This is a genomic window from Streptomyces sp. ST2-7A (genome assembly GCF_021390475.1).
Lineage (GTDB): Bacteria > Actinomycetota > Actinomycetes > Streptomycetales > Streptomycetaceae > Streptomyces.
On sequence record NZ_JAJUWS010000005.1, the window covers coordinates 1 to 22,952 of the forward strand.

A 22,952-nucleotide genomic window follows, 5' to 3' on the forward strand; every position below is an offset into this window, starting at 1 on the left:
TTTCGGGTGGGGCCCCCGGGCCGGGCGGGGGGGGGGGGGGGGGGGGGGGGGGGCCGGCCCCCCCCCCGCCCCCGCGGCTCACTCCTTGAGCGGGTCGTGTCCCCAGTTCATCAGGGAGTGCCGCCAACGACTGTCCTCGACGTCCCCGGAGGGGCGCTGGGCCAGATGACGCCGGATGTACCCGTTCACCTTCCGCATGTGGGCCAGGTCCTCCTCGCCCCGGTCGCCGCGCCGGGTGCGCAGGATCTCCACGATCCGCCGTCCCGAGGCGTGCCCGGTGGACTCCCCGCCGTCGCTCTGCCCGACGGATCGCGACTCCTCGGTTCCCAGCCACTTCTCCAACTCCCCGGCGGTCATGTTCACCAGGTCGTCGAACTTCTCGGCGTCCTCGGAGTCCCGGGTGTTCCCGCTGTCCTTGTCGCTTCCTCGGTCGGCGGCCATCGTCAGTCGTCCTTCTTCCCGCCGTCCCCGTCCTTCTCCCGGTCCCGTTCCGGTTTCGGGCGCAGCGCGTCGGGCCGGTGCACGGCCGAACCCCCCGACTTCTCGCTGCGCACCTTGTACTGCGGGTCGTCGGGGGAGGCGTCCACGGTGCGGCCCCCCGCCTCCGTGCGCTCGGTGATCTCCTCCTCCACACGTCCGACGGCCTCGCCGCCGTGACTGCTCCAGGCGACCCGGTCGCCCTTGCTCGGCTTGCGACGCCCGCTCATACCGCCCACCTCCTCGTCACCGGTCTCCGCCGGCGTTCGGCTGCGCTTCCACCGGCCATGCTGCGGCCATCCGCTCCCTCCCGCACCCCGGAACGCTCCCTCCGACCGGCATCACCGTCGCTCCCCGGGGTACCCGTGCGGCACGATCGGCGGCGCGTCCGGCGCCCGACGGAGGGAGCGGAGCATGGGCACGTGGCGGAGCGGTGACATCGGCGGCTCCCCGCCGGTGCGGGGACCGGGCGCGCGGTCGCCCCGGCGAACCGGGGGTGACCGGTGAACGGCGACGGCGACACCACGGCCGGTCCCGCGTGGCTGCGGGCACTGGCCGGGGGAGTGGCCCGTCGCCGTCGCGCCCCCGCCCTGCACCCCCGGGGGTTGCTGTGTCCGGGGGTGCTGGAGTTCCCCGGCACCACCGGGAGCGAACACCGTTGGGACGTGCCCCGGCTCGACGAACCGGGACGGTGCGCGGTGACCGTGCGCTGGTCACGATCGCTGGGGTTGTCGCCGGGGCTTCCGGACGCCATCGGTCTGGGCCTGCGGGTGATCGACGCCGGCGGGCCCGGCCGTCACCTGGATCTCCTGCTGACCACCAGTCGTCCCGGCCGGTTGCCGCGTCACGTGCCGGTGATGCGCCGTGACGCCCTCGCGGGCCCGTACACCAGTCTCCTCGCCCACCGGGTCGGCGGCCGGGACCGGGTGCTGGCCGCCATCCCCCGGGAGGGGGAGCGCCGTCGGGTCCCGGGCGATCCCGCCGCGCTGCGCGCCGCCCTGTGCGAGGCACCGGTCCGGATGCTGCTGTGCGCGGCGGCCGCCGACGAGCCCTGGCGCGGCTTCGGATGGCTGACCATCGGTCCGCCGCGCGGTGGACCGACCGGGGCCACGCCCGGCTTCGACCTGCGCGGCAACAGCCTGCCGGGACTGGGTCCGCCGGAACGCTTCCTGCGGTTCCGGGACGCCGCCTACACCGCCTCCCGCGCGGGCCACGGACTGGTCGTCGACGAGGCCCCCGCCGGGCTCCCCGCCCCGGGTCCCACCGATCCCGGTCGGGGGGACGGTTCCGGCGCGGACCGGCACCGTCCCTGACGGGGGCCGCCCCCGGGTCCCGGCCGGGGAGACCGCCCCGGGCTTTCCCCGGCCGGCCCCGGGTTCGCGGGTCGGAAACGGGGCACCCGGGAACCGCCGACCGATCCCCGACGTCCCGGAGGCGCGGATGACGACCGACGAACCGCCGAAGGGCATGGTGGCGATCCGGTTCCCAGGCAACGCCACGCTGTTGTTGCGGTACGGACCCCTCACCCTGCTGACCGATCCGAACTTCCTGCACGGGGGCCACTTCGCCCACCTGGGCTACGGACTGGTGTCGCGGCGGCTCGCGGACCCAGCCCTCCCGCTGTCGGAGATCCCGCGCCGCCCCGACGCCGTCATCCTCTCCCACCTGCACGGCGACCACTGGGACCGGGTGGCCCGGCACCACCTGGATCATCGGGTACCGGTGCTCACCACCCCGCACGCCGCCCGTTGGCTGCGCCACGCGCACCGCTTCCCGCGAGCCGTCGGACTGTCCGCGTGGCACGGACGCGAACTGGTCACCGAGGGGGCGCGGGTACGGGTGACCGCGGTGCCCGGCAGCCACGCCCGGGGGCCCCTTCGTCTCCTCCTGCCACCGGTGATGGGGAGCGTGGTGGAGTTCGGACCCGCCGGGGGCGGGGTCGACCTGCGGATGTACATCTCCGGGGACACCCTCCCCATCGAGAGCCTCGGGGAGATCACCGATCGACACCCGGACATCCACCTGGCCGTTCTCCACCCGGGCGGCACCCGGCTCCCGGGAGGTTTCCTGGTCACCATGGACGACCGACTGGGAAACGACCTGATCGAACTCCTCGATCCGCCGCTGGTCCTACCGATCCACTACGAGGAGTACACCGTCATGAAATCCCCGCTCTCGGACTTCCTCGCCGAGGCCGGGCGGCGGGGTTTCGCCTCCCGCGTCGTCCACTGTCCGAGGGGCGGCATGATCCACGCCGGGCCGGGAGCCCGGGTCGAGCCGGTGCCGGGGACGTTCCCCGCCCCGCCGGAATCGGAGCGGACGCCACGGTACCGACCGGGTCGGTGAACCGCCCACGAGCGGACCCCGGCGATCCATAGACTGCGGCAATGGATCTTCTCGATGTGGGGCGCATCATCGCCGGGCTCGTTCTGCTCACCGTGGGCGGTGAGGTGCTGGTCCGGGGGGCGTCGAGCCTCGCCACCCGGGTCGGAATCTCCTCGCTCGTCGTCGGCCTCACGGTGGTCTCCACCGCCACCTCGACCCCCGAACTCGCGGTCACCGTCGGCGCCGTCATGCGGGACGAACCCGGCCTGGCGGTGGGCAACGTGATCGGCAGCAACATCGCCAACGTGCTGCTCATCCTCGGAATCTCGGCCCTGGTACTGCCGCTGTTGGTCAAACAGCGGCTGGTGCGGCTCGACCTGCCGATCATGGTGTTGCTGTCGGTCATGCTGCTGGTGATGTCCCTGGACGGTGGCATCGGCCTCGTGGACGGGGTCATCCTGCTCGCCGTCCTGATCGGCTACACGGTCATGACGATTCTGGTCAGTCGACGGGAGGACCGCGCGGAACGCGTCGCCGCCGAGCGGCCGGGCGGGGCCGGCGGCGGGGCCGGCGCGGCGGATGCCGTGGGAACGGCCACGGTGTCCGCGCCGGGGTCCGACGAGGCTCCGCGGACCTCCGTACCCAAGTCGCTGCTGTTGGTGCTGGTGGGCGTGGCACTGCTGGTGGCCGGGGCCACCGTCCTGGTCGAGGGCGCGGTGAACACCGCAACCGCCTTCGGGGTCAGCAGCCTGGTGGTGGGTCTGACCGTGGTGGCCGTCGGCACCTCGCTGCCCGAACTGGCCGTCTCCGTCATCGCGGTGCGACGCGGTGAGCGGGACCTGGCGGTGGGCAACGTGGTCGGCAGCAACATCGCCAACATCGGTCTGGTGCTGGGGCTGCCCGCGATCCTCTCCTCCGGCGGCCTGCCGGTCCCGGACGCGGCGATCGCCCTGGACATCCCGCTGATGCTCGCCGCCGCCGTGGCCCTGCTGCCGATCGCCTTCACCGGTTTCATCATCGCGAGGTGGGAGGGCGGGCTGTTCCTGGCCCTCTACGCCGCCTACACCGCGTTCGTGGTCCTGGCGGCCACGCAACACGACGCGCTGGAGGGCTTCACCGCCGTCATGGGATGGTTCGTACTGCCGCTGGTGGCGGTGACGTTGGTCGCGGTCACCGCGCACGAGTTCGGTGTGCGCAGGGGACGTCGGGAGAGCGCCGGCTGATCCGGTCGCCGCCCATCCCGCGGCCGACCGCCCCGCGCCGGGGACGGCCGGGGCGGGGCGGTCGTCACTCCACGATGGTGCCGCCCACCGTCCCGGGTGTTCGCGGACGGTGGGGCCGGGCGTGGGCTCGAGGCCGTTCCCGCCCTCCGACGGCCGGGAGGGATCTCGGATCAGGGGGTGCCGCTGCCGGCCGGGGTCACCGGCGGGGGTGTCCGGCACGACGACCGTGATCGTGCTCCCGTGGTCCCCGCCCCCCGGCCGGCCTGCGGGGCATCCGGCTTCCGGGGCGCCGCGGGGACGAGGAGGCGATCGATCGGCGGCCGGACCGGCGGACGGGTGAGCCGGCGCACCGGAGGGGAGCCCGGGACCGGCGTCAGCGCCACCCCGCGGAGCGCCAGCCCGATCTGCTCCACCGGGGTGTTCACCCGGGTGATCCACCCGGTCTCCCGGAAGGGAAGGATCACCAGGGGGTGCGGCAGGCAAACGGTGAAGCCGGCCGCTCCCGTGGTGGGGAGGGGTGCGGAGCCGGGCGGCGCGGAACCAGCCGCAGCAGGCAGAGCACGACTCCCACCGCGAAGGCCAGGACCAGCAGCCGAACCGCCCAAGCCCATTCGAGGCCCAGTGGCCCGGCCGTGTACGCGTGCCGTATGGAGAGCCGGGTTCCGGGGATCTCGCGATGCCACCACACCCCCACCGCGACCGACGCCGACAGGCCGCCGATGGCGGGCCACGGCGTTCGCGGGTTGGTGAACCATCCGCGCAGCGCCCCCTGCCCGATCCGCCAACCGATCCAGAAGAGCGGCAGATGGACGATCGTGCGGCTCACCGAGTAGGCCAGGCCCGGTTCCCCCACGTACCCGGCGGACAACGTCATCACCGTGGTGACCGTCAGTGGATAACGCGGTTGCGCCACCAGCGGCAGCGGCAACCTCCGGAAGAACAGGGACATCAGGAACCACAGGGTCCGGGGGAGTTGGGTGACGTGGAGGGTGAACTCCCCGCCCGACAATCGAACCTCCAGGGAGAACAGAGGGCTGAAGATCGCCGCCGGGACCAGGACGGAGCCGATCAGGACCCGGGCCCGACGACCGTCCCCGGGAACAGCGGAACCGAAGACCCCGGCCAGGATCACGAAAGCCGGCACCCGCGCAGCGCCCGGGTGGCGACGTGCAGGGCGCGCGGCGTCTCGTGGCGGGCCATGACGCCGCCCACCGTGTGCAGGACCACGATCAGGGTGGCGGAGACGAACCGCGCGTTGTCCCCCCGGGGTCCCGCCGCCCGGCGGAACCGACGGTGTGGTCCCCGGGGACGGGGCGGGCGGGTCTTCGGAGGCGGATGGTGATGGCGGGGGAGGGTTCCCGGGGAAGGGGCGGGCGATATCCCCTTTCGCCCCCCGGGGGTTGGGCTCCGGAGGAGGAAAGGGGTGGCCGCACGCTGCCGGGCCCGAGGGGGAGGCGGGTTGAGGGGCGGTGCCGGGGAGGTGAACGGAGGGTGTCCGACCGGAAGTCGTCCGGCCGGGGAACCCGGAACGTCGGGTCTCCCCGGGATCTCCGCCCGGGGCTCACCGCCGGGCGGAAACCCCGGGGGCGAGAACCCGCCGCTCCACCCCGACGGTCGGGCTCCCGACCCCCGCCGGTGGCGGGAGGGCTTCCGTGGCCGGGGTTCCGAACGTCCCGGCCGCACCCGGCGGTCCCATCCCACCCGCACCGGGGCGGTCGACCTCCTCGCCGGGTCCGTCGGACCGTTCGGCCAATCGGCTCTCCATCTCCTCCAGGACACGCCGCAGCACCTCCACGCGCTCCCGCAGGAAACGATCGGGATCCCCGCCTCCCGGCGGCTCCGTCCCGGCGTCCCTCTCCCGGTCGGGTCCGTCCCCCTCGCGGAGTCGACGGCGCTCGGCCTCCCGCGCCTCGTCCATCGAGCCCACCACAACGCCGATGAGCAGATTGATGAGCATCAGGCCGGCGAAGAGCACGTACGAGCCGTAGTAGAGCAGCGTCCACGGGGAGACCTCCAGACCGTCGCGCACCGCCGCGCCGATCCCGTCGAAGGTCGCCAGCAGGAAGAGGGTGATCACGGCCCGGTCCAGGGTGCCGAACCGTTCGGGATCGTGAACGGCGAAGATCTGCCACCCGACCATCCCGTACACGTACAGGATCAGCACACCGAGGGCGAGGAACCCCAGCATGCCGGGCAGGCTCTTGCCCACGGCGGTCACGATGACCCGGATCTGCGGCATCATGCGGGCCACCCGGGCCACCCGCAGCAACCGGAGGACGCGCAGGATGGTCGCGTTGCCCTGCGTCAGCGGCAGGTGGGTGAGGACCACCACGGTCAGGTCGAAGACGTTCCACGGATCGCGGAAGAACTCCCGGGGGCGATCGACGCATGCCACCGCCCGCAGCGTGATCTCGGTCGTGAAGGCGGTCAGCAGAAATGCCTCCACCCGGGGGAACGGACCCGTGACGGCACCGGGGGAGATGTAGGTCTCGGCCCCCAACAGCACCGCGTTGAGGAGGATGAGTGCGCAGACCACCGCCGAGAACGTTCGGGATTCCGTCACCCGGCGGGCCCGAAGGGCCGCTCCGACGCGCCACCCGGCGGGGGTACCTTCCACCGTCACCGTGAAGTCCGCTCTTCCCCGCGCCGCTCCGTCACCGAACCACCCACCGGGAGGGGCCGGCCCGCTCCCCGGGGCCGTCACGGGGAACGCACACAAGATCATCCAGGCCCGGGATGTTACCAGCGGACATCCCGGCGGAAGAGTGAATCGCCCTTTCCGGAAAGGGGGTTGGCTTGATCCCTCGACTTTCCCGGTGCCCCGGTGCCCCCGCAGCCCGGCCGCCGCGCCGTGCCCCGGAAACCGCCGGCGACGCCGGGGCATCGACGGTAGTAGTGGGCCCATGACGGAACCATCCTTTCCCCGGTCCGCCACCGGACCCGCCGCGCCCCGGGTCCCCGGCGCCGCCGATTCCTCCCCGCCGCTGCCCACAACCGAACGCGCGCTGTACCACCGCTTGGCGGTGGCCCAGGCCGAGGGGCGTGCCCCCTCCGTGATCGCCGCCGTCGTCCGGGACGGCGTCCCGGTGTGGTGCGCGGGCCGGGGGGAGGTCGCCGGGGAGCCACCGGGCCCCGGGACGCAATACCGCATCGGCTCGATCACCAAGACCTTCGTGGCGATCCTGGTCATGCGGTTGCGGGCCGAAGGGTTGATCTCTTTCGACGACCGCCTCGACCGGTACCTCGAGGTGCCCGCCGGTGGGCAGGCCCGCATCGCCGAACTGCTCTGCCATGCCGGGGGGTTGGCCGCCGAGCCGCGTGGTCCGTGGTGGGAACGGACCGAGGGGAGCCTGCGTCCGGAACTCCCCGACCTCTTCGGTGAACGGCCGATGCGCCACTCACCGGGACGCCGCCATCACTACTCCAACACCGGCTACGCCCTGCTCGGCGCGTTGGTGGAGCGTCTGCGGGGGCGCTCCTGGTACGAGGCCCTGCGCGCGGAGGTGCTCCACCCTCTGGGGATGTCCGACACCACCCTCCTGCCGCGTGCCCCGCACGCCGAGGGCTGGGCGGTCCACCCCCACGCCGATGTCGTGCAGCCCGAGCCCGCCGTGGACACCGGACGGATGGCGCCCGCCGGCCAACTCTGGTCCACCGCCGCCGACCTCTGCCGCTTCGCCGCCTTCCTCGTCGCGGGGGACGACCGGGTGCTCGGTGCGGCGGACCTGGAGGAGATGCGCCGACCGGCCGTTCCGGCCGAGGCGCGCGACCGGGACACCGGTTACGGGTGGGGTCTGCAGGTCCTCCACCACCGGGGCCGCACCCTCACCGGCCACTCCGGCTCCATGCCGGGCTTCGTCGCGGGCCTGTGGGCCTCGCCGTCCGAACGCCTCGCGGCCGTCGCGCTGACCAATGCCGGCTCCGGGCTGTCCGCGCCCACCCTGGCGGCGGACCTGATCACGCTGTTCGCCGAGCACGAGCCGGTCCTCCCCGAACCCTGGCGACCGATGCCGGAGGCCGATCCGGCGCTCGTGGCGGCGGCGGGCGTCTGGTACTGGGGCGCCGCACCGCACCTCCTGCGGGTACGGGCCGGCCGTGAACTGGAACTGGCACCCGCGGAAGGCGCCGGGCGCGGCTCCCGTTTCCGTCCCTCGGCGGACGGTACCTGGACCGGGCTGGAGGGCTACTTCGCGGGGGAGACCCTGCGGATCGGTGCCGAGGTGGACGGGACCGTCCCCGGCTCGCGGGGTCCCGATCACCTGGACATCGGCACCTTCGTCTTCACCCGCGTCCCCTACGACCCCGCCGCCCCGGTGCCCGGCGGCACCGATCCGCGCGGATGGCTCGGGGAGCGTGACGGTGCCCGGGACGGGGACCGCGGGACCCGCCCCGGGGACCGACCGGCCGATCGGTCCCACTGACCGGCCCGCCCCCCCCGGGCCGACCCCGGTTACCGCACCGGGGTCGGCCACCCGCCCGCCGACAACGCGGTCTCGGACGGGGCGCCCACCGATGGGGCGCCCTCCGACGGGAACTCCGGACGGACGGGCCCCAGCACGTGTTCCACCACCATCAGGGCCGCGCCGTGGATACCGGCCCGCTCGCCGGCCCGGGACTGCACGATGCGCAGATCCCTGGTGGCCAGCGGGAGGGAACGCTGATAGACGACCTCCCGCACCCCGGCGATCAGGTGCTCCCCGGCGAGCGAGAGCGCGCCACCGATGACGATGACCGAGGGGTTGAAGAAACTGACGGCGGTGGCCAGCACCTCCCCGATGTCCCGGCCGGCCTGCCGTACCAGCGTCAGCGCGTCCACCGACCCGCCGCGCGCCAGGGCGGCCACCTCGGCGCTGTTTCGGACGGGGGACCCCATTCCGGTCAGCCGGCGGGCCAGCGCCGAACCGCCGGCCACCGCCTCCAGGCAGCCCACGTTCCCGCAGCGGCAGGGCGGTTCCGCGCCGTGCGGCAGTCGGACGTGTCCCATGTCACCCGCCACGCCCTGGGACCCGCGGTGCAGCCGGCCGCCCGCGATCAGGCCGCTTCCGATGCCGGTGGCGACCTTCACATAGATCATGTGCTCGGCCTCCGCCCAGTGGGCGCGGTGCTCGCCGAGCGCCATGATGTTCACGTCGTTGTCGACCAGGGTCATCGCGCCCAGCCGCTCCCCGACGAAGCCGGGAACGTCGAAGCCGTCCCAACCGGGCATGATCGGCGGGTTGGTGGGGCGTCCGGAGAGGTGTTCCACCGGGCCGGGCAGGCCGATGCCGATCCCCAGCAGGTCCCTCCCGGTGCGGTCGACACGGTCGAGCAGCACGCGACCCAGTCGGCACAACTCCCCGAGCACGGCCTCCGGGCCCGCCGCCACGTCGAGGGGGACGTTCTCCTCGGCCAGTACCTCACCCGAGAGGTCGGTCAGGGCGGCGGTGAGGTGGGTGGCACCGGTGTCGGCGGCCAGGACCACTCGCGCCCCGGGGTTGAAGGCGTACAGCGAGGGGGGTCGTCCGCCGGTGGAGGGTCCCTTGTCGGTGTGACACAGCAGACCGGAGTCCAGCAGGGTGTCCAGCCGCTCGGCCACGGTCGAGCGGGCCAGGCCCGACTCGGCGGCCAACTCCGCCCGGGTGCGCGGTCGTCCGTCCCGCACGAGACGCAGCAGGAGGGCCGTGCCGGCCGGTGGTCCGGAGGGCAACGGGCCGGTCTCCCTCATCCTCTTCCCTTCCCGGTCACATGTGTGGTGATGGCTCAACGGTACAACGCCCCCCACTTTTGAATGATCATTCCCGATCTTCGGGCATAAGCTTTGGAACTTTTTATTGACCACCGGCAAAAGTACTCCTACGTTGTCCGCCATGACAGGCGCAACGAAGAGCCCCGGGTCATCCCGGACGCCCCGTGGGGAGCCGCTCCTGGCGATGCGGGGCATCGTCAAGGGCTTCCCCGGTGTCCGTGCCCTCGACGGCATCGACCTGGACGTGTCGGCCGGCGAGGTCCACTGCCTGCTGGGCCAGAACGGCGCCGGCAAATCCACCCTCATCAAGGTTCTGGCCGGCGCCCACCAACCCGACGCCGGCCGCATCCTGTGGCAGGGCGAGGAGGTCCGACTCCCCGACCCGGGGGCCTCCCTGCGCCTGGGCATCGCCACCATCCACCAGGAACTCGATCTGGTGGACGGCCTGACGGTCGCGGAGAACATCCGGCTGGGTCACGAGACCACCCGCTGGGGGTTGACCGCCCGTTCGGAGGCCAACACCGCCGCGACCCGCCTGCTGCGCCGCCTCGGTCACCCCGAGATGTCACCGACCACCGAGGTGGGACGGCTCTCCGCCGCCGGCAAGCAACTCGTCTCCATGGCCCGGGCCCTGTCCCGGGACGCCCGGCTCATCGTGATGGACGAACCCTCCGCGGTCCTGGACCGCGGCGAGGTGGAGCGTCTCTTCGAAGTGGTGCGCCATCTCGCGGACCGGGGCATCGCCATCGTCTACATCTCCCACCGACTGGAGGAGATCCGCCGCATCGGGGACCGCGTCACGGTCCTCAAGGACGGCCGCACCGTCGCCTCCGGACTGGGCGCCGACACCCCCACCCCCGAGATCATCCGCCTGATGACCGGACGCTCCATCGACTACGTCTTCCCGGCCCGCACACCGGTACCCGAGGACGCCGAACCGATCCTGGAAGTGGAATCCCTCGGGCGGCGCGGTGAGTTCCATGACATCGGTTTCACCGTCCGGGCGGGGGAGATCGTGGGGCTGGCCGGGCTGGTGGGCTCCGGTCGTTCGGAGATCCTCGAAACGGTCTACGGCGCCCGACGCCCCACCACCGGCACCGTCCGGGTCGCCGGTCGGCCGATCCGCCCCGGCCGGGTGGGGGCCGCCATGGCGGCCGGAATCGGCTTCTGCCCCGAGGAGCGCAAGAGCCAGGCACTGGTGCTCGACGACGCGGTCCATCGCAACATCACCCTGGCCGACCTGCGCCGGTTCAGCCGCTGGGGTTTTCCCGACCGGACCGCCGAGCGGCGCGCGGCCGAGGAACAGGCCGCCGGGCTGGACCTGCGTCCCCCCGGCGTGGACCGTCCCGTACGGACCCTCTCCGGCGGCAACCAGCAGAAGGTGGTGCTCGCCCGCTGGCTGTCGCGCGGCTGCCGGGTCCTGTTGTTGGACGAACCCACCCGGGGCGTGGACGTGGGCGCCCGGGCGGAGATCTACGCGCTGATCCGCGACCTCGCGGCCCGCGGCATCGCGGTCGTCGTGGTCTCCAGCGAGATCGAGGAGGTCATCGGACTCTCCGACCGCGTGCTGGTGGTGTCCGACGGCGAACTCGTCTTCGAGGGGCCCGCGGACGAGATCGACGAGCACGACGTGCTCGACATGGTGATGGAAGGTGATGTGGCGTGAGCGCCGAGACCACGACCCCGGCTCGCGACGGGGAGCCCGGCGCCGGCACCCCCGCCGGATCCCATCCGCCCGGGGCCACCTCCTCGGAGAAGACCCCTGCCGGGGAAGGGGGGAGACGAACCCCCCGCGACCGGATCACCGAGCTGTTCGCCGGATCGGTGGGACGCAACGCCGGCTTGGTGATCGCCCTCCTGGCGCTGTGCGCCATCGGCTTCCTCACCGCCGGGGACCGCTTCGCCAACCTCGACAACGTCATGACGATCCTGCGGCTGGCCTCCGTGATCGGTGTCGTGGCCGTCGGCATGACCTTCGTGATCACCGGCGGCGGCATCGACCTCTCGGTGGGTGCCATCGTCGCCCTGGCGACGGTCTGGGCCACCACCCTCTCCACCCAGACCATGGCCGCCGACCTGCACTGGATGATCATGGTCACCACCGCACTGGCGGTGGGCGCCGGTTGCGGGTTGATCAACGGACTGCTGGTCGCCTACGGACGCATGGCGCCCTTCATCGCGACCCTGGCCATGCTCGCCGGCGCCAGGGGACTGGCCGAGATGATCTCCGAGAAGCGGACCCAGGTCGTCACGGTTCGCGGCCTGGTGGACTTCTTCGGCGGTCGGGTGCTGGGCATCCCCGTTCTCGTCATCGTCTTCGCGCTGGTGGCCGCCGTCGGGTGGGTCCTGCTCAACCGCACCACCTTCGGCCGCCGCACCCTGGCGGTGGGTGGCAACCCCGAGGCCGCCCGACTGGCCGGCATCAACGTCCGCCGCCACACCGCGCTGCTCTACGTGCTGCTCGGTACGGCCTGCGGCATCGCCGCCGTGATGCTCATGGCCCGCACCACCGCAGGCACCTCCACCCACGGGATGCTCTACGAACTCGACGCGATCGCCGCCGTGGTGATCGGCGGGACCCTCCTCAGTGGTGGGCGCGGCACCATCGTCGGGACCGTCTTCGGGGTGCTGATCTTCACCACTCTCACCAACGTGTTCACCCTCAACAACCTGGACACCTCCACCCAGGCGGTGGCCAAGGGGTTGATCATCGTCGTCGCGGTCCTGCTCCAGCAGCGCGTCGCGGCCCGGGGCGGCACCGGATAGCCGCCGACCGACCCGGGGCGGCGACTCCCCCCGCCGTCCCCGCCATCCTTCCTCCCCGTGTCGGGGCCATGGCGCCGCACCCGCCGCCCTCCATCACACGGCCCCGACCCTCCCCGCCCGCCCGTCCCGCCACTTCGGCGACCATCCATCGGGAGTACCCCATGCGCACCACCTCCACCAGACCGGTCCCCCGCCTTCTCACCCGGCTCGGCCTCGTGACGATCGCGATCGGCCTGGCCGCCGCCTGCACGAGCAACGCCCCCGCCGACACCGGCGAGCCCGCCGGTGACAGCACCGAGCGGGCCGCCGGCTCCAACGACGAACAGGGCGAGACCGTCGTCATCGGCTTCTCCGGCCCCCAGGCCGACCACGGCTGGCTCGCCGCCATCAACTCCGCCGCCCTCGCGGAGGCCGAGGAGTACCCCGACATCGACCTCCGGGTCGCCGAGGGCACCAACGACCCCTCCGCGCAGATCAGCCACATCGAGACGTTCATCAACGAGGGCGTGGACGCCATCGTCCTGCTCCCCACCGACGGCGCCGCGCTGACCCGGATCGCCACCGAGGCGATGGAGGCGGGCATCCCCGTCGTCAACGTCGACCGGGAGTTCTCCAGCGAGTTCGCCGCCCGCACCACCATCCTCGGCGACAACTACGGCATGGGGGTCTCCGCCGGGACCCACGCCTGCTCCCTGGTCGAGGAGAACGACATGGGCGAGGCGGTGATCGCGGAGATCGCCGGCATGGACTCCCTGCCGTTGACCCAGGACCGCTCGCAGGGCTTCGCCGACGCGCTGGAGGCCTGCGGTCAGGACGTCGCCCACCGGGTCGCCGCGGAGTTCACCGTCGAGTCCGGCGAGGCGACGGCCTCCAACCTGCTGCAGGCCGTCCCCGAGATCGACATCATCTGGAACCACGACGACGACCAGGGGGTCGGCGTCAAGGCGGCCTTCGACAACGCCGACCGCGACGAGTTCCTCTTCATCGGCGGGGCCGGGTCGGCCAACGCCATGCGGTGGATCCAGGAGGGGGAGATGGAGGCCACCGTCCTCTACCCGCCGACCCAGGCCGCCGACGGCATCCGCCTGGCCCGGTTGCTCGCCCAGGGCAAGGGCATGTCCGACCTGGTGCAGGTCGAGGTGCCCCGCCGCATCGTTCTCGACGCCCCCGTGGTGACCGCCGAGAACGTCGAGCAGTACCTCCCGCTGGGCTTCGAGTCCTGATGCGGGCCACCGTGCCGCCCGGCGCCCCCGACGGGGGCGCCGGGCGGCGGGACGGACGGAAGCGACGGGGCCGCTCGGGCCCGGGAGGAAACATTCGATGAGTTCGATCGCGACACCCGATGACACCCCGCGTCGGACGGTCCCGTCCGACGCGCCGGAGTTGCGCGTCGGCATGGTCGGCTACGCCTTCATGGGCACGGCCCACTCCCAGGGGTGGCGCAACGCGCGCAGTTTCTTCACCCCGCCCCTCCGGCCCCGGCTGACGGCCCTGGCCGGACGTGACCGGGAGGCCGCCGCCGACATGGCCGACCGCTTCGGCTGGGAGGGGGTGGAGACCGACTGGCGGGCGCTGATCGAGCGGGATGACATCGACCTGATCGACATCTGCACCCCCGGCGACACCCACGCCGAGATCGCCGTCGCCGCGCTGGAGGCGGGCAAGCACGTGCTGTGCGAGAAACCACTGGCCAACACCGTCGCCGAGGCCGAGGCGATGTCCGCCGCGGCGGAGACCGCCGCCGGCCGGGGAGTGCGCTCCATGGTCGGGTTCACCTACCGCCGGGTCCCGGCCCTGGCGCTGGCCCGCCGTCTGGTGGCGGAGGGCCGCCTGGGCGAACTCCGCCACGTGCGTGCCCAGTACCTCCAGGACTGGCTCACCGATCCCTCGGTCCCCATGAGTTGGCGGATGAGCAGGGAACGGGCCGGTTCGGGGGCGCTGGGTGACATCGGCGCCCACATCGTGGACCTCACCCGGTACCTCACCGGCGAGCACCTGGTCGGCGTCACCGCACTCGGCGACACCTTCGTGCGCGAACGCCCCCTGCCCGGGGGAGGGGGCACCGCACCGGTCACCGTGGACGACGCGGTGGTCTTCCTGGGACGACTCGCGAACGGCACCCCCGCCACCTTCGAGGCCACCCGCTGCGCCACCGGGCGCAAGAACGCCATCCGGCTGGAGCTCAACGGCTCCCGGGGCAGCCTGGCCTTCGACTTCGAGGACATGAACGTCCTGCACCTCCACGAGGGAGGCACCGACGGGGACACCACCACCCGTGGTTTCACCCGGATCCTGGTCACCGAACCCGACCACCCCTACGCGGGCGCCTGGTGGCCGCCGGGCCACGTCCTGGGATACGAGCACGCCTTCGCCCACCAGGCCGCCGACCTGCTCGCCGCCATCGCCGACGGGACCGATCCCGAGCCCTCCTTCGCGGACGGCCTGTGTGTCCAACGCGTCCTGGCCGCCGTCCAGGACAGCGTCGAACGGGGCAGCGCCTGGGTCCCGGTCGAGACCGCCCGACCCACCGGGGACCCCCTGCCGAGGAATGAGGAATCGAACCCGTGAGCCGACCCATCACCCTGTTCACCGGCCAATGGGCCGATCTGCCGTTCCGCGAGGTGGCCCGACTGGCCGCCGAATGGGGCTACGACGGGCTGGAGATCGCCTGCTGGGGCGACCACCTGGACGTCTGGAGGGCCGTGGAGGACGAGGAGTACCTCACGTCGCGCACCGACATCCTGGCCGAGTACGGCCTCGGTGTCTGGGCGATCTCCAACCACCTCAAGGGACAGGCCGTCTGCGACGACCCCATCGACTTCCGGCACCGCGCCATCGTCTCCGACCGGGTCTGGGGAGACGGCGACCCCGAGGGGGTCCGACGGCGGGCCGCCGAGGAGATGAAGCACACCGCCCGGGTCGCGGCCCGACTCGGCGTGAACACCGTCGTCGGCTTCACCGGATCGTCGATCTGGAAGTACCTGGCGATGTTCCCGCCGGTGCCGCAGGAGGTCATCGACGCCGGCTACCGGGACTTCGCCGACCGGTGGAACCCCATCCTGGACGTCTTCGAGGAGGAGGGGGTGCGCTTCGCCCTGGAGGTCCACCCCTCCGAGATCGCCTACGACCACTGGTCCACCGTGCGAACCCTGGAGGCCGTCGGCCATCGCGAGGCGTTCGGCCTCAACTGGGACCCCAGCCACATGATCTGGCAGGACATCGACCCCGCCGGCTTCCTGATGGACTTCCGGGACCGGATCTACCACGTGGACTGCAAAGACACCCGACGCAACACCGGTGACGGCCGCAACGGCCGCCTCGGCTCGCACCTCCCCTGGGGCGACCCCCGGCGCGGCTGGGACTTCGTCTCCACCGGGCGCGGCGACGTGCCCTGGGAGAAGTGCTTCCGGGTGCTCAACCACATCGGCTACGACGGCCCGATCTCCATCGAGTGGGAGGACGCCGGCATGGACCGTCTGCGTGGCGCCCCCGAGGCGCTGACCCTGGTCCGGGACCTGCTCTTCGACCCCCCGACGGCCTCCTTCGACGCCGCCTTCAGCACCCCCGGATAAGCCCCGGCCGCACGCCCCCGTCGGCGGCACCGGCACGGCGACCCCGGTCCAATGCCCCCGCGCGTCCCCGCCCCCGCTCGTCCCGGGCAGGGGAGGGGACGCGCGCTCCTCCCGTTCCCCTCCGTGATCACCCGGGTCCCCGCACCGTTTCGTGCCCTCCGTGCCCCCGCTCGGCCCGGTGGTCCCGCCGGTACCGGGGCCCGGCGCCCCAACCCCTCTCCCCGGTACCGCGCCCCACCACGCCATGCCGCGTCGCGCGGACCGCCCCCGTACCCCGGAACCGCACCGGGAAGTCGTCTCCCCCTCCCCCCCCAGGAGTCGCCATGTGTTACGGATTCGACGGCCGGAAAGCCCTCGAACGCTCCCTCGCCGAGCGCGGAACCTCCCGCCGGAACCTGCTGCGCGGGGCCCTGGCCGGCCTCGCCGGAGCCGGGGCCCTCGCCGCCGGCGTCGGCGCCCCCCTCGCGCACGCCGCCGGTCGCCCCACCGGCCGCCCGGTGGTACCACCCGGCCTGATCGGCATCCAGCTCTACACCCTGCGCTCCGTGCTCGGAGGAGAGAACTTCGAGCCCGGACTGCGTCAACTCGCCGACATCGGCTACCGCCGCGTCGAGTTGGCCGGACTGGCCGGACGCACCGCCGGCGAGGTGCGCGCCCTTCTCGACGACATCGGCCTGGCCGCCACCTCCGGCCACGACGGCCTGAGCACCGACCCCGCCGCCCTCGAGACGAAGATCGCCGACGCCGTCACGCTCGGCCGGTCCCACCTGGTCGTCCCCTACCTCGCCTCCTCCAGCCGTGCCCGGTGGCAGGCGTGGGCCGAGCAGATCAACCGGGAGGCCGCGGCGGCCCGCGCCGCCGGCCTGCGCTACGGCTACCACAACCACGCCCACGAGTGGACCACCGATCTCGGTGGCGGCGTCACCCCCTGGGACGTGCTCACCTCCGAGTGCGACCCCGACCTGGTCCACCTGGAGATCGACCTCTACTGGGTGGTCACGGCGGCCATCCAACTGGGGGAGCCGGATCCGGAGTGCTTCGCCATCGACGTCATCCGTGACGCCCCCCAGCGGGTCCGGCAGTTCCACGTCAAGGACCGGGCCGCCGCCGACGGGGCCACCGCCGACCTCGGCACCGGGATCATCGACTTCCGGCGGATCTTCCGCGCCCACTCGCCCGAGGAATACATCGTCGAGAACGACAACCCGGAGGTCACTCCCATGACCACCGCCCGGGTGGGCTACTCCTACCTGCGCGGCCTGCGGTACTGACCTCCTCCGTGTCCGGGTCGCCGCTCCCCGCCGGCGACCCGGATCCCGCTCCTCCCCCGACCGGGTGAGGGACGGGGACGGCACGTCCATCACCACCCCCACGATCCCCGATCACGTGATGAGAGGTCCGCCATGCGAAAACTCCCCGCCGCGGTGACCGCGGCCCTGGTCGTCGCCGGGCTGCCGGCCGCCCCCGCGATCTCGGCCACCGGGACCCCGCCCCCCGCCGTCGAGTCGTCCGCCGCGCCCCCCACGGCCGAGTTCCAGAAGGTGACACTCAACGCCTCGCCCGGCGAACCCATCGACCTCGCGGTGCTCCCCGACGGCCGCGTCCTGCACACCACCCGCGACGGCCGGGTGTGGCTGCACGACCCGGCCCGCCGCCTCAACACCCTCGCCGCCGAGCTGGACGTCTACACCCACGACGAGGAGGGACTCCAGAGCATCGCCGTCGACCCCGGCTTCGACGGCCGGGACAACCGCTGGGTCTACCTCTTCCACGCGCCCCCGCTCGACACCCCCGTGGACGACCCCTCCACCCCCGGCGTCAACGAGGGAGCCGCGCCCGACGTGGGCACCGACGAGGACTGGGAACGCTTCACGGGCGTCACCCGACTCTCCCGCTTCGAACTCGTCGGGAACACCCTCGACCTCTCCACCGAGCAGCACATCCTCGATGTCGAGGCCGATCGCGGCATCTGCTGCCACGTCGGCGGCGACATCGTCTTCGACAACGACGGCAACCTCTACCTGTCCACCGGCGACGACACCAACCCCCACGCCTCCGGGGGCTACGCCCCGATCGACGCGCGCCCCGAACGCAACCCCTCCTACGATGCCCAGCGCACCTCCGCCAACACCGACGACCTGCGCGGCAAGGTCCTGCGCATCACGGTCGGCGAGGACGGCTCGTACACGATCCCCGAGGGCAACCTCTTCGCGCCGGGCACCGAGGGCGCCCGTCCCGAGATCTACCTGATGGGGCTGCGCAACCCGTTCCGGATGGAGATCGACCCCGTCACCGACGACCTCTACGTCGCCGACTACTCACCGGACGCCCGCACCCCCAGCCCCACCCGGGGACCCAACGGCCACGGCAAGTGGTTCGTCGCCCGGGCGGCCGGCAACCACGGATGGCCGCACTGCGTCACCCCCGCGATGCCCTACCACGACCGGGACTTCGCCACCGGCGCCGACCGGGGCGCCTTCGACTGCTCGGCCCCCGTCAACACCTCGCCCCGGAACACCGGGCTGACCGAACTGCCGCCCGTCGAACAGCCCGACGTGTGGTACCCCAACGAGGTCTCCCCGATCTTCCCCGGCCTGGGCAGCGGAGGCATCGGCCCGATGGCCGGCCCGGCCTACGCCTTCGACCCGGTGACGACCCGGGGCCGCGCCCCGATCGCCTGGCCCGAGCACTACGACGGCGTTCCGCTGTTCTACGAGTTCACCCGCAACTACCTCAAGGGATTCCACCCCGCCGCGGACGGCGTGTCGGGGGGCACCGGGGGACTGGCGGGCATCGAGGACGTGGTACCGGGGATGTCCTTCTCCGCACCGATCGACATGGAGTTCGGTCCCGACGGCGCGCTGTACGTGCTGGAGTACGGTCGGGGCTACTTCCAGGAGAACCCCGACGCGGAGCTCTCCCGGATCGACTACATCGGGCCGGGTGGCAACCACACCCCGATCCCCGCGGTCTCGGCGGACGTCACCCGCGGGGAGGAGCCGCTGACGGTCTCCTTCTCGTCGGCGGGCACCGTGGACCCCGACGGCGACCGCCTCCGTTACGAGTGGGACTTCGACTCCGACGGACGGATCGACTCGCGGGCGGTGAGCCCCGCGCACACCTACACCGAACCAGGCGTCCACACCGCCACCCTGAAGGTCACCGACATCGGCGGCCGGCACCGCGGCAAGTCGGCCTCGGCCGAGATCGACATCACCGTGGGCGCGAACGAGGCCCCCGTGGTCACCTTCGTCCGGCCGACCCCCGACCTCGACTTCGCCTTCGGCGACACCGTCGGGTACGAGGTGGGGGTGAGCGACGACCAGCCGGTCGACTGCTCCCGGGTCACGGTGACCTACATCCTGGGCCACGACGACCACGGTCACCCCATGTCCACGGCCTCGGGGTGCACCGGTTCCTTCGTCACCACCGTCCCCGAGGGGCACGACGTCGAGGAGGACAACCTGCGCGCGGTCTTCGTCGCCTCCTACACCGACCCCGGTCTGAACGGCCTTCCGCCGCTCACCGGAAGCGCCGAGGTCGTCCTGCTGCCCACCGGCTGACCGGGACGACCGGCCGGCGGCGCACCGCCCGCCCGGAACGATCCCGTTCCGGGCGGGCGGACCCGCCGTGGGCGTGCCTACTCGAAGGGCTCGGGGTCGCCCGCGCCCCGCCGGATCACCTCGGCCACGCCATCGGAGAAATCGACCACCGTCGTCGGCTCGGTGCCGCAGTCCCCGGAGTCCAGCACCGCGTCCACGGAGTGGTCCAGCCGCTCCTTGATCTCCCACCCGATGGTCAGCGGCTCCTCCTCACCGGGTAGCAGCAGCGTGCTGGACAGCAGCGGCTCGTCCAACTCCGCGAGCAGGGCCTGCGCGACCGTGTGGTCGGGGATCCTGACCCCGACGGTCTTCTTCTTCGGGTGCAGCATCCGGCGGGGCGCCTCGCCGGTCGCGGGCAGGATGAAGGTGTAACTGCCGGGGGTGGCGGCCCGGACGGTGCGGAACACCGCGTTGTCCATCCGCGCGAACTGTCCCAGCTGGGCGAAGTCCCGGCACACCAACGTGAAGTGGTGCCGGTCGTCCAGGCGCCGGATCTCCCGGATGCGATCCAGCCCCTCCTTGTTGCCGGGGTGGCAGCCCAGCGCGAAACAGGAGTCCGTCGGGTAGACGACCAGACCCCCCGACCGGATGATCTCCACCACCTGTCCGATCACACGGCGTTGTGGGTTGTCCGGGTGCACATCGAAGTACTTCGCCATGCGCCGAGCCTACGGCCGCGCCCCGCCCCCGTCCGCCGCGACCCGCGCGCGGGAACCGGACCGGCGCTCACCCGCCGACCGCGGCCTCCGGGGGAATCACCGCGCGCAGTGCCTCGCCCACCGCCCGTACCGCCGGGTGCCCGCCGGCCCCGCTCCGGTGCGCCGGGCGGGTCCGACGCCGGATCGGCAGCCGCTCCGAGGCGACACCCGTGCGGTCGAGCGCGCGTTGGCGGACCTCGCCGGCCGCCCCGACCCCGGGACGGCCGGTGTCCTCGCGCACTTCACCCGTCTGGCACAGACCACCCCGGTGCCGCTGATCGTCTACCACGTGCCCCGGCGGACCGGGTGTTCACCGGGCGTGGACTGCCTGTGGGCCGTGCTCGAACTGCCCGGCGTCATCGGGATGAAGCCGAGCCCGGAGGTCATCGACGAGGAGACCGTCCGGCTGATGGGCGACATCCCCTCCGGCCGCTCGATCCTCGTCGGTGACGACGCCCTGCTCCAGCCGCTGGTGGCCATGGGCGCGGGCGGGGGAGCGACCGCCTCCGCCCACCTGGCCACCGACCGGTTCGTGGAATTCCTCGCCTCGGCGGTGGCGGGAGTCGATCCCGCGCGCACGCGCGTTCTCGGCCACGCCCTGGCCGCGCTCTCCTCGGCGCTCTTCCGGGAGCCCAACCCCACGGTGATCAAGGGGGTGTTGCGGGCGCGGGGACGCATCCCCACCGCGGACGTCCGCCTCCCGCCGCTGCCCGCCCACCGGGCCTCCGTGGAGCACGCCGAACAGCTCCTCACGGAGCCGAGGCCGTCGGGAGTCCCCGACGGTCCCGTCACCGGCCGCCGACCCGACGCCCCTCGGTGCCGACCCGGCGGGCGGACCACCGAGGAGGATCGCCCTCACTCCGTCGGGCGGTGACCGACGAACATCGTGCGGGTCGGTTCGCCGTCGCCGCCCGACTCCGTGGCGGTGGAGACCTCGAAGCCCGCCTCCCCCAGCAGACGCGTCCACACCGCGGCCGTGAAGAGGCCGGTGACGTGCGTCTCGTGCGCGGTCCGCACGGTGCCGTCGGCCTCCCTCAGGGTGAAGGTGTACTCGGTGCGGACGGTGTGGCCATCGGGTTCGGCCGGCAGGCCCCATTCCAGGTAGCGCACCCCGCTGCCGTCCGCCGCGTCCTCCCCGCCCCACTCGGTGCTCGGTTCGTACGTCTCGCGGAGGTGGTCGGGGAAGAAGACCGCCACGCCGCCCGGCCGACAGTGCCGGTACGTCGTCCGGAAGGCCGCCGCCAACTCCTCCTCGGTGGTCATGTAGTCGATCGCGTCGTGGACCAGGACGGCGTCGAAGCTCCGGCCCAACCGGAGGTCCCGCATGTCGCCGAGCAGGTGTTCCACCCCGGGGTTGAGGGCGCGGGAGACATCGAGCATCTCCCCGGAGAGGTCCACCAGCGTCATCGTGTACCGGGAGCGGAGGTGGAAGGCGGTGTGACCGCCACCGCTGCCCAGTTCCAGCACCGTTCGCACCGGCCCCTCGGCGGCCGCGAACAGCCCCGCGGCGGTGTGGGCGTCACCCTCGTAGACCTCCACCGGGGAGATCAACGGCCACCACCGGGCCAGGTCGCCGTACATGCGGGGGTGGGGGTTCGGAGACCCTTCGGGGGCGCTCATCGTGCCTGCTCTCCACCGCCGGAGGGAAAGGACGCGCGGACCCGTGGCGGCGAACCGGTGTCCCACCCGCATCGTAGATCGTCGGAGCACCTTCCCGGTCGCCCCTCCGCCCTCCGGATCCCCGATGACCGCGCGGTGGGGGAGTGGGAGGGGCGGGAGGGCTCCGGGAACCCGGGAGGGCGCGGGCCACCGTCCCGCCCGATGGCGCGGTGCGCGTGTTCCCGGTCGGGATCGGACGTAGGGTCGGGACGCGGCGCGGGGTGCGCCGCCCCCGGTTACCGGGCCGACGGGAACGGCCGGGGTCCCGTGGCCCCGGCACCGCCGGGCTTCCGGGGCGAGGAGAGCGGAGCGGTTCGTGGTGCGACGGCTCGCGGCCCGACTGTGGCGCGGCACCCGTGGGTCGGTGCAGTGGCGCCTGTTGTGGCTGGCGAACGCCACCTTCATGATCGGGGTGACCGGGGTGGTGCGGGACGACCGGGGACGGTTCCTGCTGCTGCGGCACCGGATGTGGCCCGAGGACCGGCAGTGGGGACTTCCCTCCGGATACGCCGTGCGCGGCGAGGAGTTCGGCGCCACGGTGGAGCGGGAGGTCCGCGAGGAGACCGCCCTGGAGGTGCGGGCGGGACGGTTGCTGTGGCTGCGCAGCGGTTACCGTCTGCGGGCGGAGGTGGCCTACGAGGCATTCCTCGTCGGGGGCACCCCGAGCCTGGAGCGCACGGAGATCCTCGAGGCCCGCTGGTGCGCCCCCGACGACCTTCCGGAGGGAACGCAGCCGATCCACCGCGAGCTGATCGCGCTCGCCCTGGGGGAGACGGGCGGGGGCCGCGTACCCGGGCGCGGGGCCCCGCCCGGTCGGTGACGCCCGGACCGCCCTCCCGCTCCTCCCGGTACTCCGGACGGATCCTCCGACCCCCTGCCGGAAGTCTTCCCGGGTCCGGGGAGCG

Annotated in this window: 20 protein-coding genes; 13 read left to right on the forward strand and 7 right to left on the reverse strand. The window is 72.9% G+C overall.

Translation table 11 applies throughout. The features are described 5' to 3' along the window. Positions 1-78: 78 nt before the first annotated feature. Positions 79-441 carry a DUF3140 domain-containing protein gene (locus LZF96_RS04385; RefSeq protein ID WP_233865794.1) on the reverse strand — a complete coding sequence of 121 codons (363 nt, stop codon included), beginning with the start codon at positions 439-441 and terminating at the stop codon, positions 79-81. 2 nt (positions 442-443) lie between these two features. Further along, positions 444-707, reverse strand: coding sequence for a DUF2945 domain-containing protein (locus LZF96_RS04390; RefSeq protein WP_233865795.1), 264 nt, complete (start codon positions 705-707; stop codon positions 444-446). Between the two features lie 273 nt (positions 708-980). On the opposite strand from LZF96_RS04390, the gene LZF96_RS04395 reads away from it, so the two are divergent. The 3 genes from LZF96_RS04395 (at position 981) to LZF96_RS04405 (ending at position 4,025) form a co-directional block, all read left to right on the forward strand. After that, positions 981-1,790, forward strand: coding sequence for a phosphodiesterase (locus LZF96_RS04395; RefSeq protein ID WP_233865797.1), 810 nt, complete (start codon positions 981-983; stop codon positions 1,788-1,790). Between the two features lie 127 nt (positions 1,791-1,917). Next, on the forward strand, positions 1,918-2,823 hold the full coding sequence (locus LZF96_RS04400) for an MBL fold metallo-hydrolase (protein ID WP_233865799.1): 906 nt from the start codon (positions 1,918-1,920) through the stop codon (positions 2,821-2,823). Between the two features lie 41 nt (positions 2,824-2,864). Further along, the gene (locus LZF96_RS04405) at positions 2,865-4,025 is read left to right on the forward strand and encodes a calcium/sodium antiporter (RefSeq protein WP_233865801.1); all 1,161 of its coding nucleotides are present in this window, start codon (positions 2,865-2,867) and stop codon (positions 4,023-4,025) included. Positions 4,026-4,485: 460 nt separating this feature from the next. Here LZF96_RS04405 and LZF96_RS04410 read toward each other — a convergent pair whose 3' ends face one another. Both LZF96_RS04410 and LZF96_RS04415 read right to left on the reverse strand, forming a co-directional pair. Then, complete coding sequence (locus LZF96_RS04410) at positions 4,486-5,169, reverse strand: hypothetical protein (protein WP_233865802.1); 684 nt, start codon at positions 5,167-5,169, stop codon at positions 4,486-4,488. Positions 5,170-5,586: 417 nt separating this feature from the next. Then, a complete protein-coding gene (locus tag LZF96_RS04415) occupies positions 5,587-6,588 on the reverse strand; it encodes an ion transporter (protein WP_233865803.1) in 1,002 nt (333 codons plus the stop codon). A 340-nt stretch (positions 6,589-6,928) separates the two neighbouring features. On the opposite strand from LZF96_RS04415, the gene LZF96_RS04420 reads away from it, so the two are divergent. Next, positions 6,929-8,446, forward strand: coding sequence for a serine hydrolase (locus tag LZF96_RS04420; RefSeq protein WP_233865804.1), 1,518 nt, complete (start codon positions 6,929-6,931; stop codon positions 8,444-8,446). A 29-nt stretch (positions 8,447-8,475) separates the two neighbouring features. On the opposite strand, the gene LZF96_RS04425 is transcribed toward LZF96_RS04420, so the two are convergent. Continuing rightward, a complete protein-coding gene (locus LZF96_RS04425; RefSeq protein WP_233865805.1) occupies positions 8,476-9,729 on the reverse strand; it encodes an ROK family transcriptional regulator in 1,254 nt (417 codons plus the stop codon). A gap of 205 nt (positions 9,730-9,934) precedes the next feature. Between LZF96_RS04425 and LZF96_RS04430 the strand changes: the two genes are divergently transcribed. The 7 genes from LZF96_RS04430 to LZF96_RS04460 all read left to right on the forward strand — a co-directional run bounded on the left by LZF96_RS04430 (position 9,935) and on the right by LZF96_RS04460 (position 19,651). Next, positions 9,935-11,416: a sugar ABC transporter ATP-binding protein gene (locus LZF96_RS04430; RefSeq protein WP_233866067.1), complete on the forward strand. Its 1,482-nt coding sequence runs from the start codon at positions 9,935-9,937 to the stop codon at positions 11,414-11,416. Beyond that, a complete protein-coding gene (locus tag LZF96_RS04435; protein ID WP_374203094.1) occupies positions 11,413-12,516 on the forward strand; it encodes an ABC transporter permease in 1,104 nt (367 codons plus the stop codon). Before LZF96_RS04430 ends, LZF96_RS04435 begins: the two co-directional genes overlap by 4 nt. A gap of 161 nt (positions 12,517-12,677) precedes the next feature. Continuing rightward, positions 12,678-13,739, forward strand: a complete 1,062-nt coding sequence (locus LZF96_RS04440; protein WP_233865806.1) for a substrate-binding domain-containing protein — start codon at positions 12,678-12,680, stop codon at positions 13,737-13,739. Between the two features lie 97 nt (positions 13,740-13,836). Further along, positions 13,837-15,084, forward strand: a complete 1,248-nt coding sequence (locus tag LZF96_RS04445) for a Gfo/Idh/MocA family protein (protein WP_233865807.1) — start codon at positions 13,837-13,839, stop codon at positions 15,082-15,084. Continuing rightward, a complete protein-coding gene (locus LZF96_RS04450) occupies positions 15,081-16,088 on the forward strand; it encodes a sugar phosphate isomerase/epimerase (RefSeq protein WP_233865809.1) in 1,008 nt (335 codons plus the stop codon). The genes LZF96_RS04445 and LZF96_RS04450 overlap by 4 nt, the downstream gene beginning before the upstream one ends. Before the next feature lie 323 nt (positions 16,089-16,411). Then, positions 16,412-17,359, forward strand: a complete 948-nt coding sequence (locus tag LZF96_RS04455) for a sugar phosphate isomerase/epimerase (RefSeq protein WP_233865811.1) — start codon at positions 16,412-16,414, stop codon at positions 17,357-17,359. Between the two features lie 132 nt (positions 17,360-17,491). After that, positions 17,492-19,651 (forward strand): PQQ-dependent sugar dehydrogenase, encoded by a 2,160-nt coding sequence (locus LZF96_RS04460; protein WP_233865812.1) that lies wholly within the window; start codon positions 17,492-17,494, stop codon positions 19,649-19,651. Positions 19,652-19,728: 77 nt separating this feature from the next. Here the strand turns inward: LZF96_RS04460 and LZF96_RS04465 are convergent, their stop codons facing one another. Next, positions 19,729-20,349 (reverse strand): L-threonylcarbamoyladenylate synthase, encoded by a 621-nt coding sequence (locus LZF96_RS04465; RefSeq protein WP_233865813.1) that lies wholly within the window; start codon positions 20,347-20,349, stop codon positions 19,729-19,731. On the opposite strand from LZF96_RS04465, the gene LZF96_RS04470 reads away from it, so the two are divergent. Continuing rightward, entirely contained in the window at positions 20,348-21,262 is a 915-nt protein-coding gene (locus LZF96_RS04470; protein WP_233865814.1) for a dihydrodipicolinate synthase family protein, read from the forward strand. The two genes, LZF96_RS04465 and LZF96_RS04470, sit on opposite strands and share 2 nt — an antisense overlap. Here the strand turns inward: LZF96_RS04470 and LZF96_RS04475 are convergent. Next, on the reverse strand, positions 21,244-22,008 hold the full coding sequence (locus LZF96_RS04475; protein ID WP_233865815.1) for a trans-aconitate 2-methyltransferase: 765 nt from the start codon (positions 22,006-22,008) through the stop codon (positions 21,244-21,246). The two genes, LZF96_RS04470 and LZF96_RS04475, sit on opposite strands and share 19 nt — an antisense overlap. A 358-nt stretch (positions 22,009-22,366) precedes the next feature. Here LZF96_RS04475 and LZF96_RS04480 point away from each other — a divergent pair, with 358 nt between their 5' ends. Next, positions 22,367-22,867, forward strand: a complete 501-nt coding sequence (locus LZF96_RS04480) for an NUDIX hydrolase (RefSeq protein ID WP_233866073.1) — start codon at positions 22,367-22,369, stop codon at positions 22,865-22,867. Positions 22,868-22,952 lie beyond the last annotated feature (85 nt).

Bases quoted from the DNA above. Each gene is read 5' to 3' on its own strand.
- LZF96_RS04430 (WP_233866067.1), top strand. From the start codon at position 9,935: ATGCGGGGCATCGTCAAGGGCTTCCCCGGTGTCCGTGCCCTCGACGGC.
- LZF96_RS04405 (WP_233865801.1), top strand. From the start codon at position 2,865: ATGGATCTTCTCGATGTGGGGCGCATCATCGCCGGGCTCGTTCTGCTC.
- LZF96_RS04465 (WP_233865813.1), bottom strand. From the start codon at position 20,349: ATGGCGAAGTACTTCGATGTGCACCCGGACAACCCACAACGCCGTGTG.
- LZF96_RS04460 (WP_233865812.1), top strand. From the start codon at position 17,492: ATGCGAAAACTCCCCGCCGCGGTGACCGCGGCCCTGGTCGTCGCCGGG.
- LZF96_RS04425 (WP_233865805.1), bottom strand. From the start codon at position 9,729: ATGAGGGAGACCGGCCCGTTGCCCTCCGGACCACCGGCCGGCACGGCC.
- LZF96_RS04440 (WP_233865806.1), top strand. From the start codon at position 12,678: ATGCGCACCACCTCCACCAGACCGGTCCCCCGCCTTCTCACCCGGCTC.
- LZF96_RS04390 (WP_233865795.1), bottom strand. From the start codon at position 707: ATGAGCGGGCGTCGCAAGCCGAGCAAGGGCGACCGGGTCGCCTGGAGC.
- LZF96_RS04445 (WP_233865807.1), top strand. From the start codon at position 13,837: ATGAGTTCGATCGCGACACCCGATGACACCCCGCGTCGGACGGTCCCG.
- LZF96_RS04455 (WP_233865811.1), top strand. From the start codon at position 16,412: ATGTGTTACGGATTCGACGGCCGGAAAGCCCTCGAACGCTCCCTCGCC.
- LZF96_RS04475 (WP_233865815.1), bottom strand. From the start codon at position 22,008: ATGAGCGCCCCCGAAGGGTCTCCGAACCCCCACCCCCGCATGTACGGC.
- LZF96_RS04385 (WP_233865794.1), bottom strand. From the start codon at position 441: ATGGCCGCCGACCGAGGAAGCGACAAGGACAGCGGGAACACCCGGGAC.
- LZF96_RS04400 (WP_233865799.1), top strand. From the start codon at position 1,918: ATGACGACCGACGAACCGCCGAAGGGCATGGTGGCGATCCGGTTCCCA.
- LZF96_RS04470 (WP_233865814.1), top strand. From the start codon at position 20,348: ATGCGCCGAGCCTACGGCCGCGCCCCGCCCCCGTCCGCCGCGACCCGC.
- LZF96_RS04420 (WP_233865804.1), top strand. From the start codon at position 6,929: ATGACGGAACCATCCTTTCCCCGGTCCGCCACCGGACCCGCCGCGCCC.